We start from the raw sequence: 14,273 nt of genomic DNA on the forward strand, positions 1-14,273 counted from the left end.
ATTCTAAATGAGGTCAATCATTGTATTTCTGTTATTACTGGGGCTGGGCGCAGGTATGTCCGGCTGCCAGAAAACAAGGCCGGGAAAACCACGGGTATTGGTATTTACCAAAACCATGGGCTTCCGGCATGATGCTATCCCTGCCGGTATTAAAGCGATACAGCAACTCGGCGCTGAAAACGGATTTGAAGTAGATACTACGGAAAATGCGGACCGCTTTAATGAAGATTCCCTGCAAATGTATGCAGCAGTCATCTTCCTGAACACTACCGGTGATGTACTGAACAACTACCAGGAGGCCGATTTTGAAAGATACATACAGGCCGGTGGCGGTTTTGTAGGTATCCATGCCGCCACAGACACGGAATACGACTGGGGCTGGTACGGACAACTGGTAGGTGGCTATTTTGAAAGCCATCCCCCTGGTGTACACAAAGCAATGCTGACAGTAAAGGATAAAAGTTTTCCGGCTACTACCAGCCTGCCTGAACAATGGGAACATACAGACGAATGGTACAACTTCAAGAAGTTGAACAAATCAACCACCGTGCTGATGAGTGTAGATGAGAAAACCTATGAAGGTGGTAAGATGGGCGCAGATCATCCCATCAGCTGGTACCATGATTTTGATGGTGGCCGTGCTTTTTATACAGAACTGGGTCATACCGCCGAAACATATACAGAACCTAACTTCCTGCAACACATACTTGGTGGTATTAAATATGCTATCGGTAAAAACCAGGTACTGGATTATTCCCGTGTAACTGCTTTACGCGTACCGGATGCCGACCGCTTTACCAAAAATGTGTTGACAACCGGACAATTCTTTGAACCAACGGAGATGGCTATCCTGCCAGACCTGAGCATTCTGATCGCGCAGCGCCGTGGTGAGCTGATGTACTACAATCAGGCTACCAAAGCATTGACACAGGTGGGATTCCTGAATGTATATCATAAAACCACTGTGCCTAATGTAAACGCAGAAGAAGGTTTTATGGGTCTTACTGCTGATCCCAAGTTCAAGGACAATCACTACATCTATGCCTATTATTCTCCGGCAGATACTTCAGTAAACCGGTTGTCCCGCTTTAAGTTTGAAAACAACCAGCTGGACCTTAAATCAGAAAAAATCATCCTGGAGCTTTATTCCCAGCGTAATATCTGCTGTCATACCGGTGGTTCCCTTACATTTGATGCTAATGGCCTGTTGTATTTATCTACTGGGGATAATACCACACCATTTAATGAGCCCGGGCAAAAATATGTGAGCAATGGTTTTGGCCCGCAGGACGACCGCCCTGGTCACCTGCAATATGATGGCCGCCGTAGCTCCGGCAATACCAATGACCTGCGCGGAAAGATCCTGCGTATCAAAATAGCCGAAGATGGTTCTTACTCCATCCCTGATGGCAACCTCTTTAAGAAAGGTACGGAAGGTACCAGACCAGAGATCTATGCCATGGGTACCCGTAACCCTTACCGTATATCTGTAGACCGTAAAACGGGCTACCTGTATTGGGGTGAGGTAGGTCCGGATGCCAACCATGATGATCCGGAACGTGGTCCTCGTGGTTATGATGAAGTAAACCAGGCTAAAAAGCCGGGCAACTTTGGTTATCCTATGTTTGTAGGTAATAACTATGCATACCGCGCATATAACTACGAAACCGGCGAAAGTGGCCCTCCTTTTGATCCGGCTAAACCGATCAACAATTCACGTAATAATACCGGTTTAAAAGAATTACCACCGGCACAACCGGCATTTATCTGGTATCCTTATGATAAGTCGCCCGACTTCCCGCAGGTGGGTAGCGGTGGCCGTAATGCAGAAGCCGGACCTGTATACTACAGCGAGTTCTATCCAAAAGAAACCCGTTTCCCGGATTACTATAATGGCAAGCTGTTTATCTACGACTGGATAAGGGGCTGGATCATGGCTGTTACCATGGATAAAAACGGGGATTATTCCAAGATGGAGCGCTTTATGCCTGATACCAAGTTCAATGCACCTATTGATATGGAAATGGGTCCGGATGGACGCCTGTATGTACTGGAATACGGTAATGGCTGGTTCAGTAAAAATGCAGACGCCGGTTTGGCACGTATAGATTACAATGGAGGTAACCGTGCTCCTAAAGCAGAACTGGAAGTGGATAAGCTCACTGGTGGCTTACCATTTACCGTGAAGCTGAGTGCGAAAGGATCCGTAGATCCGGATGGTGATAAACTGACTTATCTCTGGTATTTTGGAAATGGCAGTAAAAAAGAAACTACTGAACCGGAAGCTACCTTTACCTACACCACTGGTGGAGAGTATCCGGTATCTGTAGAGGTAGTGGATGATAAAGGTGCCCGTACCCGCAGCCGTGAAATCGCATTGTATGCAGGTAATGAAACGCCACAGGTGAAAATAGATATCATTGGCAACAAGATGTTCTATTTCCCTGGTAAAAAAGTAAGCTATGCGGTAACTATTACCGACAAGGAAGACGGTAATTCTGCAGATGGTAAACTGGATGTAAGCAATGCTTATATCAAGGCAGATTATATGGAAGGAAAGGATAAAGCAGGATTGCCACAGGGCCATCAGATCATTTCCGGTGCGATTGCAGGTAAGAATATCATGGAATCCAGCGATTGTAAAACCTGTCATAAACTGGATGAAAAGTCCATCGGGCCATCCTTTAAAGAGGTAGCTGCGAAATACAAGGATGATCCTGCATCTCCGGAATACCTGGCTAAAAAGATCATTTCCGGTGGTGGTGGTGTTTGGGGAGAAACAGCGATGGCTGCCCATCCTACGATCAGTACAGGAGAAGCCAAACAGATTGTGGAGTATATCTTCTCTATGGGTGGTGGCGCCGCGAAAGCAAGTTCCCTGCCATTGACCGGAACGATAGACCCTACTGCCGGTAAAGAGCTGAAAGACAAAGGGATCTTATACCTGCTGGCCAGCTACACAGATAAAGGCGGCGCGGGTATTAAACCAATTACCGGTACTGCAGTAGCAGAACTGCGTAATTCCAAGATACAGGCAGAGGACTATAGTAAGGCCGATGGGTTGTCTTCCTTAGAGGTAAATGGCATGAAACTGATCATCCCATCTGCACAAAGCTGGAGCACTTACAAGAATATCGATCTTACGGATGTAACCGGTATTACGGTATTATATGGTGCACAAGAAGCATTACAATATGGTTATGTTGTAGAAGTGCTGCTGGATGGTGCAGAAGGTACTAAGCTGGGAGAAGTGACGATCGGACCTGGTGCTAAAAAGGACCAGATAAATCAGGCGGTGATTTCCTTTGCACCTGTTATAGATGGCAAACCTCATACCCTGTACATACGGTACAAGGCGGCAGATGCCAATGAGAAAGTGCAATTGGGAATAGATGCATTCCAGTTGAACGCTAAGTAACAACGCTTTTAACAGCGATAAACATAAAGAGGCTGTCGTACAGACAGCCTCTTTTGTTTATCCGTTATTTCCGTTTGCCGGCATAGAAATAATTAATGCCTAACACTACGATGAGAATAAATAATCCGAAGAATTCGCGGGTGTCTTCAATCCATGGCTTTTCCGCTTTCATGGTTTCGGCGATGTTGGCAGCATCATGCTGTGTAACCCAGTCTATTACCCCATCTTTGGTAAAGAACAGGTACACCGCATAAACCAGGTATACCAGGATACCGATAACGTAGGCGCGCCTGTGAAAATGCCCCCTGGCAGCCATCGCACATAATACCGCACTATACCCGTAAATGGGTATCCAGATATACGGGTCCGGATCATTGTATTGTAACCCCGCAAATATTACAAATACTACACAAAAAAAGATGTTGAACACTTTCATTGTAAAACAGATTTGTTAGATAGTTTTATATATTAGCGATAAACATACACAAAATGTGATAAAGGGGAGTGTTTTTGTGAGGAGGAGCGGGAAATAAGCCTTATTTTACGTTAGTTGTGAGTTAGCTTAAATTTGTTATGTAAAATCCATGAATGTCAGCAACCCTTAATCAGGACGAACTTTTGCGCAGGTACTGGGAGGAAGTATTGCAGGGAGATGCCCGCGCTTATGCGCAGGTGCATGAGCTGTTACATCCGGTGTTATACCGGTATGCCAGTGCGATGCTGAATGATGAGGAGCTGGCAGCCGATGTAATTCAGGACTTGTTTATCAAATTATGGTTTAAAAAAGAGCGTATAGGGCCATTAGAGCACGTACGTGCCTTTTTCTTCACTGCCCTCCGCCGGCAGGCGCTCAATCAGTTACGCAGCCTGCGCCATCTCCAGATCATTGTTCCCGGTGCACCTGACATCGTATTTTCCCCGGAAGATATTATCATCGAAGAAGAGCAGGAAAGCGCCAGGCGGGATAAGATCGTGCAGTACCTGGCCTCCCTGCCTAAGCGGCAACGGGAGGTGATCTATCTGCGGTATTACGAGGAATTGTCTTATCAGGAAGTAGCTACCGTAATGGGCATCAATTATCAGTCGGTGATTAATCTGTCGCACAAAGGGATGCTGCAGTTACGCCGTTTAATGGGATATATTTCTGTACTGATATCGTTGGTATCGGGTTGGTTTGTCAGGTAATAACGATGCTGTTTATTCAGTTTTCAAGCTATCAGCCGGGTTGGCAAAAGCAGCCTTTATGGCCTGAAAACTGATCGTCGCAATAGTAATAATACCTGCTGCTATTGCTGCCAGGATAAAAGTCCACCAGGAGATGTTGATACGGTATGCAAAGCCTTGCAGCCATTGGTCCATAATATACCAGGCAATCGGCGCTGCAATAATAAATGCGATCCCCACCAGCTTCAGAAAATCTCTTGATAACAAGGACACAATACCTGCAACGCTGGCCCCCAGCACTTTCCGGATACCTATTTCTTTATGACGCTGCCGGGCAGTGAAAGTGGCCAGACCAAAGAGCCCAAGGCAAGCCACAAAAATAGTGAGTCCCGCAAAAATACCCAGTAGCTGGCCGGTGGTTTGCTCTGCCCGGTACGTGTTGTTAAAACGCTCATCGAGGAATGCATAACTGAAAGCATTACCGGTGCCCAGCGCTTCCCATTTCTTTTGTGTACTGCTGATAAATGCTGCAATATCCCCGGCGCGGGTTTTTATGATCAGGGTACTGTTATAATTCCCCAGCGTCATCACAAGTGGAGCAATACGTTCATGTAATGATCTGAAATGAAAATCTTTTACTATCCCAATGACATGGTAGGTGGTTTTAGTACCACTGTTATCTGCATGGGAAAGGGTTTTGTCCAGCGCATGGCTGCCCCAGCCCAGCAACCTGGCCGTGGTTTCATTGATGATGATACCGGATGAATCGCCGGCAAATTCTTTGGAGAAATTTCTGCCTGCTGCCAGTTGCATACCCAGCGTGGGGATGTAGTGGTCATCCACATCATACCGGATAGTTTTTATCTGTGCAGCAATATCATTTTCGTAAATGAAAAAGTTGTTGTTATAACTGGGGCCGGCCGGCAGGTAGCCGGATGAGCTGACACTTACTACGTTAGGATCCTGCTCCAGTTGTGTGCGTAATGCTTTGGCTTTGTCTCCCAGCATCCAGGAGTCCGGCAGCAACATCACCTGTTCTTTTTCATAGCCCAGCTTTTTATTTTGAATAAAGGAAAGCTGGTTATACACTACCCCGGTCCCCACCATAAGCGTAATAGAAACGAAGAACTGGAAAACAACGAGGGAGCTGCGCAACCCGATACTTCTTTTTCCGGAGGTAGCCTTTCCTTTCAGTACAGCTATTGGTTTGAAGGAGGAGAGAAAAAATGCCGGATAGCTACCTGCCAGCAGGCTGGTAAGCAATCCCAACAGTAATAGCCCGGGTAGGAACCAGGGGTGGGAAGACAATTGCAGGTTCAGGTTTTTGCCTGCCAGGTCATTAAATACCGGCAGTGCCAACAGCACAAAAGTAACCGCCAGCACCAGGGCAAAAGCGGTTAGCAGCACAGATTCCATGAGGAACTGTCCCATGAGTTGTCCTTTCAGAGAACCCATTACTTTTCTGATACCTACTTCTTTGGCACGTGTACTGGCCGTAGCGGTAGAGAGGTTCATAAAGTTGATACAGGCAATCAGCAGCATGAACAAGGCAATGGCGCTGAAAATATATACATAACGGATATCTCCGCCAGGCTCCAGGCCATTGGTAAAATCAGAATGTAAATGAATATCTGTGAGTGGTTGCAGGTAGATCCCTACATCATTACCGCCTGCTCTGAACTGTGCCAGGCTTAGTCCCATGGCCTGCTGTATTTGAGGCCCCATATATTTCTCTACCGTCTTGGGGAGCTTGGCTTCCAGTTTTTTGTAATCATACCCTTCCGGCAATACCAGGTAAGTATAGTAGTTGGAAGTCATCCAGCTGTTGGAGGCTGCATCCGGCAGGCTGGACATGGCCGCAAACATATCAAAATGAAAATGTGAATTTTCCGGCACCTTGTCAATCACACCGGTTATTTTATAAGCCGTATTCCAACTTTTAAAGCTGAGTATTTTACCAATAGGATTTTCATTTCCAAAATACTTTTGCGCGATTGCTTTGGTGATCACCATGGTATTAGGTGCTGCCAGTGCGGTAGCTGGATCCCCGGCCAAAAGAGGCAGGGTAAACACGCTGAACAGACTGGCATCTGCATAGGCGAAGGAATTTTCCTGGAATGTTTTCTCGTTATAAGTGACCTGGGGTGCACCACCCGGACAAATGCGCGTAGCTTCCTGTACTTCCGGATAATCATTGAGTAAGGCCTGCGCTACCGGAGGAAATACATTGGCTTCTTTCATCTGTTCCCCCTTCACATGACCGCCAAATACTACCCGCACAATACGGTCGGCCTTTTTATTAAAACGGTCATAGCTAAGTTCATGCTGTACAAATAACAGAATGATCAGACAGGTACCGATCCCGATGGACAAGCCAAATATATTAATGGCGGAGAATGCTTTATTCTTCCACAGGTTACGAAAGGCAATCTTAAAGTAGCTTTTGAACATAATCAATGTTTGTAAAAATACACTGTGTGAGAGGAATAACACTAACAGAATGCCATTTTTCTATTGGTTGTCTAAATAGTAGCTTATATATGTTTTTTATATAAATGTGTCCGGTTTCGTTACAGGCGGCTGTTCGGTTTTGAGGATAGCCCGGCACTGGGGTCGGATGTTTGCTGCAGGGAATATTTCCCTTACGTAGATCAGGTGTAATGCTTCTGTTAGTTTTAGTAAATAATCGCAGGTAGCAATAGGATTGATAAGTAAAGAATCTTGGAAAGCAAATTTTTTGGTTTTGGAATAATGAAACAGTTTTTTCAATATCATCTGCCAGGTTTTTAAATTATGGTGTTTGAAAAAATATTTCAAGGTGATGTAAGGGTTAAGTACTTCATCTGATGAAAGTGTGCGGGGTATATCGTCCCATTGTGCCTGTTCTTCTTCCTGAATAGTAAAATGATCCAGCTGAGTCAAATGCACAGCTTTAATAATAACCGGATTTTTCCGCGCTTCCATGTTTATCAATGATGCAGCAATGATAGCAGCTTCCTGCATTTTAAACAGATGTAATAAATCCTTTTTGTGATAATCAATCTTTTGGAAGGATAAAACATATTGTACTACGTCTCTGATAAACATCCTGTAGGATGATAGGGGGTAATGCGTGAAAACTTTTGAAATCATCTTATCAGGATCTTTAATGCCGCTCTTTTGCCAATTAGAAGAAATAATAAAGCTGTTCATATAATATATGTTTAAGTGGTGTATGGTTCTGGGATGGGATGCTTTCACTGACAATCGTACTTTCGGGATGGTAACCTTCTCCTTGCTTAATAAGGGCTTTCAGCTTTTCAGGGGGCATTGTACAATGGTTTAATAACAATGGTATTTCAACAATAATTATTGTGCAACAGGGTTAATCGGTACATATGCAATGTAAATATTTTTATTGATAATTAGCCTTAAAAAGGCTACATCTTTTTCCCCTCCAAAAAAAGTTTTTCTAAAACGAGTATATAAAGTAATATGCTGGTGTCTTACATAAAAAAAGCGCATGACGGACCATTTATCATCGCGGCAGGAAGACGGCTTACCTTTCCGGTTCAGGCCTAAATCCGTATCAAAGGAGCAGACGGCAGCAAGCTGGCGCCAGATAACTACTGGTATGCAGCAACATACGCCGGGCAGGCCTGGACGGGAGCGGAAATGGTTGGTAGCGCTTACCGTTTTTACCGTACTGATAGCAGGAGGATGGATGGTATGGCTGATGGGACTGTCTGAAAAAATGGTGGAGATCAGGACCACTTACGGAGAAATCCGGGAAGTGCAATTGCCCGATAGTTCGGTAGTATATATGAATGCTAATTCTGTACTGCGGATGCCGGAGCAATGGACAGCGGATGGCGCGAGGAAAGTGTGGCTGGAAGGAGAAGCCTATTTTGAGATCAGCAAACAACCAGGACGTCCGCAAAATCAGTTTATCGTACACACCGATCAACTGGATGTGGTGGTACTCGGCACAAAGTTTAATGTAAATATTTCAACCAATAAAACAACGGTATCGCTGAAAGAAGGCAAGGTACAGTTAACTGCAAAAGAAGACGTGCCGGAAGGACAGCAGGTCATCACATTGAACCCTGGTGATGAAGCACAGATCGGCAGGAAAACATCTTTTGTAAAAGCATGTACTAACGTAGATCTGATAGCCGGCTGGCGTAATAACCGTTACCATTTTGAAGGTACTTCCCTTGCTGAAATCACGGAGCTGATTCGCAATAAGTACGGATACGAAGTTGTCATTAGTGATACTTCCCTCAACAGCAGAAGTATTACCGGAGATTTATATGCCGGTGATATTGACCAGTTTACGAAAGCGCTTTCTATTACGATGAAGCTTCAGATAGAGAAGAAAGGCCAGCAGCTGATTTTCAGATCGAAGAAATAGACCGTTCGTTAACGCTTCAAATTCCACAGTATGAGAGAACGACTTCTACGATGTCGACGAAGATGGATGCTTGTTATTTTGCTGTGTGTAAGCCAATACACATGGGCCGGCGTGTGGCAGGACGTTCCCCAAACGCAGGACCGGCAGGGGAGCGATAAGGGCAAGGAAAAAACACTCCTGCAGCTGCTTAAAGAAATACATAAGACCTATAAAATAGACCTCTTGTATGAGGCCAAAAAACTACCTAACGTTAAAGTGAATTTTAATCCGGCACAATACAGGAAGATAGATGAAATGCTCAAAGCATTGCTGGCTCCTCTGGGTCTGGATGCACAAAGTGTGCAGCCTAATACCTGGGCAATTGTACCCATAGAGGATAAGTCCGCAAGAAACAATAGACATGAAGCCGGAAAAGAAGAAGAACATAAAACAGCCGCCCAGCTGATGGCATTATCCAAAGCGGGCAACATAACGTTTTCAGGATATGGCGATTCCATGCGGGTGATGAAGATACGCGGACGTATAGTGGATGAAACAAATGAGGGACTCCCCGGTACCAATATCCTGATTAAAGGAGAAAACAAAGGTACTTATGCTGCGGGTGACGGCTCCTTTTCTCTGGAAACCAGCATGGGCAAAACATTGGTGATATCCCTGATAGGATATGATACAAAAGAAATACGGGTTACTGCAGACTGGCTCCAGGATGTAGTGCTCACTGCCAGCAATAAAGCCCTGAGCGAAATAGTAGTAGTAGGATATGGCACACAGCGCAAGAGTCAGGTTACCACGGCCATCTCTTCCGTGAAGGCTGCCGAAATTGCCTCCGTTTCTTCCGGCAGGATAGAACAGGCTTTGCAGGGACGTACCGCCGGCGTAAACGTATTGCCTGCTTCCGGATCGCCGGGAAGTGCCATGCGGGTGAGAATAAGAGGTACCGGCTCCAATGGCGCTGCGGAGCCTTTATATATCGTGGATGGTATGCGGGCTGGTGGTATTGAATACTTAGATCCTTCTGAAATTGCTGCAATAGAGGTGCTCAAGGATGCAGCTTCCGCGGCTATTTATGGTGCAGAAGGTGCAAATGGCGTAGTGATGGTGACAACCAAAACAGGACGCAGGGATGGTAGTTCGGAAATCACCTACAGTATGCAGATGGGCCGGCAATCCATTAAAAATCCAATGCCGCTGATGAATGTACAGCAATACGGCAGTTATCTGAAAGCTGCCAATACTGACAATCGGCCTACGGATGAAGAGATCGCAGCGGCAGGCAGCGGTACCAACTGGATGGAACAAATCCTGCAAACGGCTCCCATGCAAAGGCATGCATTGACCTTTACCGGAGGTACAGAAAAATCTTCTTACCTGATTGGGGGTACGCTTTTTTCCCAGAATGGGATAATTGGTGGCGATAAAGCCCGCTTTGACAGATATACCGTCCGGATCAATACCGATCACAAAATGAGGTCCTGGCTCACAATTGGCAACCGCTTATCCTATGCGCATTTTGCGCGGAAAGGGGTGACGGAAGATTCCGAATTTGGTGGCGTTATCAGCAATGCCATCCTGTTTGATCCGCTCACCCCGCCCGTTTATACCGGTACACTACCCAAGCATGTTACCGATGCACTGGAAAAAGGTCATCCGCTGGTACGCAACAGCGCTGGACAATACTACGGGATCTCCAAATATGTATTTGGAGAAATAGGCAACCCGTTGGCGCAAATGGCAATTACACACAACAACACTACCCAGAATAAAGTAGTAGGAAATATATATGCAGAAATAGAACCGGTACCGGATGTTAAAGTAACTACCCGCTTTGGGATTGATGCTGCCTTTCAGCGCAACCACGGCTGGAACCCTTCCTTCTGGTTCTCCAGCGAAAGACTGAATACTGTTGCAGGTGTATTTGATCTGAACGAAAATTTCATGAACTGGCAATGGGAAAACTTTGCTACCTATCACAGAAACATTGGTACACATGATCTCACTGCATTGATAGGCATGTCCTCCATCAAACATATGTACAACCGCTTAAATGGTACGTCTTCCGGAATGCTGAAAGAAGAAGATAAATTCGGCTTCAGCGATTTTACCCAGGACGAAAACGACCTGATCGGCGGGATACAAAATGCTACTACACTGGTATCTTACTATGGGAGATTAGCTTATGCCTATCAGGACAGATACCTACTGAATATTACGGTAAGGCGTGACGGGGCATCCATCCTGCCACCGCACAACCAATGGGCTACATTCCCCTCCGTGTCTGCCGGTTGGGTGATCTCCAATGAATCCTTCTTCTATGATATGCCGCTGGATTATCTGAAGCTAAGAGCCAGCTGGGGACTCAACGGAAGTTTATCTAACCTGGCTATCGGACAATGGGCTTCACTGGTGACCACACAAGGGCTGCGTTATCCCGATGCCAACGGTAATTTCCTGGTAGCTGCAGAACCGGATGGGATCGCTAATCCAGACCTGAAATGGGAAAGCAGCGAACAAATAGACGTAGGTCTGGACCTGGCGCTATTGGAAAATAAACTGAACCTCACACTGGATTATTACCGTAAAACTACCAGGGACCTGATCACGCCTGGTACTGCGCCTAATCCGGTGGGCAACCCGCTCCGTTTTGTGAATGGGGGTAATGTAGAAAACCGTGGCATAGAAGTAGAACTATCGTATAGAAATGATGAACGTGCCTTTAAATACGAAATCACCGGCAACCTGGCCACTGTGAAAAATAAGGTGACTTTCCTGACGCCTAATATCAACCGCATCAGCGGTGCGATGGTAGGTACCGGATGGACGGCTACCTTTTTTGAAAAAGACCAGCCCATCTGGTATTTCCGGGGATATAAAACAGCCGGTATCTTCCAGGACCAGGCGCAGATTGAGGAGTATATCGGCAAAGGCGGTATCACCGGATATACGCCCAAGCCAGGAGAACCTATTGTGGTAGATGTAAATAAGGACGGTAAAATTTCTCCGGACGACCAGACCTACATCGGAAGCCCATACCCTAAACTGATATATGGTGGCCGCATAAACCTTGCCTATAAAGGATTTGATTTGATTGTATTTATTCAGGGCCAAAGTGGAAATGATATTTTAATGGGGCTTAACCGGGTAGACAGGGCTACGGGAAATAAACCGGCTTTCTTCTACGATAAACAATGGACCGGGCCAGGCAGTACCAACAAATGGTTTGCACCTAATACCAACAGCCCGTTTATCTATAATAGCGATATGATGTTGTTTAATGGTTCGTATGCCCGTATACGTCAGTTACAACTGGGATATACTTTGCCGGATGAGTTAATCAAAAAACTGAAGATAAAAAATGCCAGGGTATATGTGTCGCTGGACGACTTTTTTACCTTCACCAGATATCCGGGCATGGACCCGGAAGCTGGCAGTATCAATAACAACAGCCTGGGAATAGACAGAGGGGTATACCCTATCCCCCGGAAAGTACTGGGGGGACTGTCATTCAGCTTTTAAATCTAAAAGTGCGTGATTATGAAGTGTTTCATCTTTAAACATATTAGTATTGGCGTAACTATACTTTTTTTAGCAGGGGGATGTTCCAAAAGTTTTCTGGACCAGGAGATACCTGGTAAAGCATCCCAGGAAGATTTTTATAAAACAGATGCAGATGCCACACTGGCTACTACGGCGGCCTATGATCTGTTGCAGGCGCATTACAACTGGGGATGGTCCAGCATACTGCTGGTGAAAATATTGCTGTCTGATGAAAGTAATGCAGGGGGTAGCGGGGCGGGTGACCAGCCCGCCTATCAGGGGCTGGACAAATACAATTTTGATTCACAGAACGCGGCAGTATTGGGTGCATGGAGAATGTGCTACTATGGTATCTACCGCGCCAATAAAGTGATCACTTATGTAAAACCGGAAACGGCATTACGTAAACGGCTGATTGCAGAATGTAAAGTGTTACGTGCCTATGCTTACCTGGACCTGGTATCCCTGTGGGGAGATGTGCCGCTGGTATTGGGAGATGTGCCTAAGGAAGTGTATAACAAAATGTCCCGCACACCCAAGGCGGAAGTATATGCACAGATAGCAAAAGATCTGAACGAAGCCATCCCTGATCTGCCGGTAAAAAAAGCATACACCGGTGGCGACCGGTTCAGGGTAGCTAAAGGTACTGCACAAGCCTTGCTGGGAAGGGCTTACTTGTACCAGGAAAAGTGGGCAGATGCCGCCACGCAGCTGGATGCGGTAATTAAGTCAGGGCAGTATGAACTGGAACCCGACTTTGGAACTGCTTTTGCCAGGGTTGGAAAGTTTGGAATGGAATCACTGATGGAAGTGAACTACTCCGACAAAGGAAAGTACGACTGGAATAATTTTCCCTGGAATAATGGCCGCAAGCTGGAAAGTAATATCAATATCCAGCTGATGGGACCAAGATCCGATTATTATAAAAAAGCCCCTTCGGATTCTTTGCTGGGAGGATGGGGCTTTAATACACCGACCAAAAAAATGTACAATGCTTTTGTACAGGCGGGTGATGTAAAGCGACGGAAATATACGATCATGACAGAAGCCGAGCTGACAGCAGCCGGTGGTGAATGGACAGGTGGCAGCAGCTACGAATATGAAGGTTTTTTTCAGCGTAAGTATGGTTCCTTTGTAAGCGAAACCACTACAGAAACAGGCGCTATTGCAGAGCTGAACTACGGCACCAACTGGCGCCTGCTCCGCTATTCAGATGTATTGCTGATGGCTGCAGAAGCATACTATCGCAGTAATGATGAAGACCGTGCAAGAGCGGAACTGAAAAAGGTCAGAATACGGGCGGGATTATCGCCGGTATCCGCATCCGGTAATGCACTGTTTGAAGCTATTGTGAAAGAACGGCAACTGGAACTGGCGTATGAAGGATACCGTTTTCTCGATCTGGTCAGATGGGGACGTGCGGAACAGGAACTGGGCCCGCTGGGATTCAGAAAAGGAACGCACGAAGTGCTGCCCATCCCGGATGAAGATGTGAAGATCGCCGGACTTAAACAGAATGAAAATTACTAGCACGCAGGTGCTGAAAAATATAAACAACCAAAATTTGAACAACGCTATTTATCCTGATGCCCTGTGGAAGATATGATAGACCAAAATCTGGAGAAGATGACCAAAATCTGAACTAATTCTTTTTGAGATATAGTTGATTGTGATGCTTGTTATTTCAGTTTCAAATTCACTTGTTATTCTTTCACCTTTTAAAACCAGTTGTTATTCGATTTTCAGATTCACTTGTTATTCTTT

8 protein-coding genes are annotated in these 14,273 nt (G+C 45.7%); 5 read left to right on the forward strand and 3 right to left on the reverse strand.

The window, feature by feature from the left end; all coding sequences use genetic code 11:
- The first annotated feature begins 7 nt into the window (after window positions 1-7).
- A complete protein-coding gene (locus ABR189_RS21415; protein ID WP_354662523.1) occupies window positions 8-3,418 on the forward strand; it encodes a ThuA domain-containing protein in 3,411 nt (1,136 codons plus the stop codon).
- A gap of 64 nt (window positions 3,419-3,482) precedes the next feature.
- Here ABR189_RS21415 and ABR189_RS21420 read toward each other — a convergent pair whose 3' ends face one another.
- Window positions 3,483-3,854, reverse strand: coding sequence for a transmembrane 220 family protein (locus tag ABR189_RS21420; protein WP_354662524.1), 372 nt, complete (start codon window positions 3,852-3,854; stop codon window positions 3,483-3,485).
- Between the two features lie 152 nt (window positions 3,855-4,006).
- Here ABR189_RS21420 and ABR189_RS21425 point away from each other — a divergent pair, with 152 nt between their 5' ends.
- Window positions 4,007-4,603, forward strand: coding sequence for an RNA polymerase sigma factor (locus ABR189_RS21425; protein WP_354662525.1), 597 nt, complete (start codon window positions 4,007-4,009; stop codon window positions 4,601-4,603).
- Window positions 4,604-4,615: 12 nt separating this feature from the next.
- Here the strand turns inward: ABR189_RS21425 and ABR189_RS21430 are convergent, their stop codons facing one another.
- Window positions 4,616-7,033, reverse strand: coding sequence for an ABC transporter permease (locus tag ABR189_RS21430; protein WP_354662526.1), 2,418 nt, complete (start codon window positions 7,031-7,033; stop codon window positions 4,616-4,618).
- Window positions 7,034-7,129: 96 nt separating this feature from the next.
- Window positions 7,130-7,774: a hypothetical protein gene (locus tag ABR189_RS21435; protein ID WP_354662527.1), complete on the reverse strand. Its 645-nt coding sequence runs from the start codon at window positions 7,772-7,774 to the stop codon at window positions 7,130-7,132.
- Between the two features lie 310 nt (window positions 7,775-8,084).
- Here ABR189_RS21435 and ABR189_RS21440 point away from each other — a divergent pair, with 310 nt between their 5' ends.
- The 3 genes from ABR189_RS21440 to ABR189_RS21450 are packed head-to-tail and all read left to right on the forward strand — an operon-like array spanning window position 8,085 to window position 14,039.
- Entirely contained in the window at window positions 8,085-8,975 is an 891-nt protein-coding gene (locus ABR189_RS21440) for a FecR family protein (RefSeq protein ID WP_354662528.1), read from the forward strand.
- Window positions 8,976-9,005: 30 nt separating this feature from the next.
- Complete coding sequence (locus ABR189_RS21445; protein WP_354662529.1) at window positions 9,006-12,488, forward strand: SusC/RagA family TonB-linked outer membrane protein; 3,483 nt, start codon at window positions 9,006-9,008, stop codon at window positions 12,486-12,488.
- A gap of 18 nt (window positions 12,489-12,506) precedes the next feature.
- Window positions 12,507-14,039, forward strand: coding sequence for a RagB/SusD family nutrient uptake outer membrane protein (locus ABR189_RS21450; protein WP_354662530.1), 1,533 nt, complete (start codon window positions 12,507-12,509; stop codon window positions 14,037-14,039).
- The last annotated feature ends 234 nt before the right edge of the window (window positions 14,040-14,273 follow it).

Origin of the sequence: Chitinophaga sp. H8 (genome assembly GCF_040567655.1) — a bacterium.
Taxonomy (GTDB): domain Bacteria; phylum Bacteroidota; class Bacteroidia; order Chitinophagales; family Chitinophagaceae; genus Chitinophaga; species Chitinophaga defluvii.

Bases quoted from the DNA above. Each gene is read 5' to 3' on its own strand.
- ABR189_RS21425 (WP_354662525.1), top strand. From the start codon at position 4,007: ATGTCAGCAACCCTTAATCAGGACGAACTTTTGCGCAGGTACTGGGAG.
- ABR189_RS21420 (WP_354662524.1), bottom strand. From the start codon at position 3,854: ATGAAAGTGTTCAACATCTTTTTTTGTGTAGTATTTGTAATATTTGCG.
- ABR189_RS21415 (WP_354662523.1), top strand. From the start codon at position 8: ATGAGGTCAATCATTGTATTTCTGTTATTACTGGGGCTGGGCGCAGGT.
- ABR189_RS21435 (WP_354662527.1), bottom strand. From the start codon at position 7,774: ATGAACAGCTTTATTATTTCTTCTAATTGGCAAAAGAGCGGCATTAAA.
- ABR189_RS21445 (WP_354662529.1), top strand. From the start codon at position 9,006: ATGAGAGAACGACTTCTACGATGTCGACGAAGATGGATGCTTGTTATT.
- ABR189_RS21440 (WP_354662528.1), top strand. From the start codon at position 8,085: ATGACGGACCATTTATCATCGCGGCAGGAAGACGGCTTACCTTTCCGG.
- ABR189_RS21430 (WP_354662526.1), bottom strand. From the start codon at position 7,033: ATGTTCAAAAGCTACTTTAAGATTGCCTTTCGTAACCTGTGGAAGAAT.
- ABR189_RS21450 (WP_354662530.1), top strand. From the start codon at position 12,507: ATGAAGTGTTTCATCTTTAAACATATTAGTATTGGCGTAACTATACTT.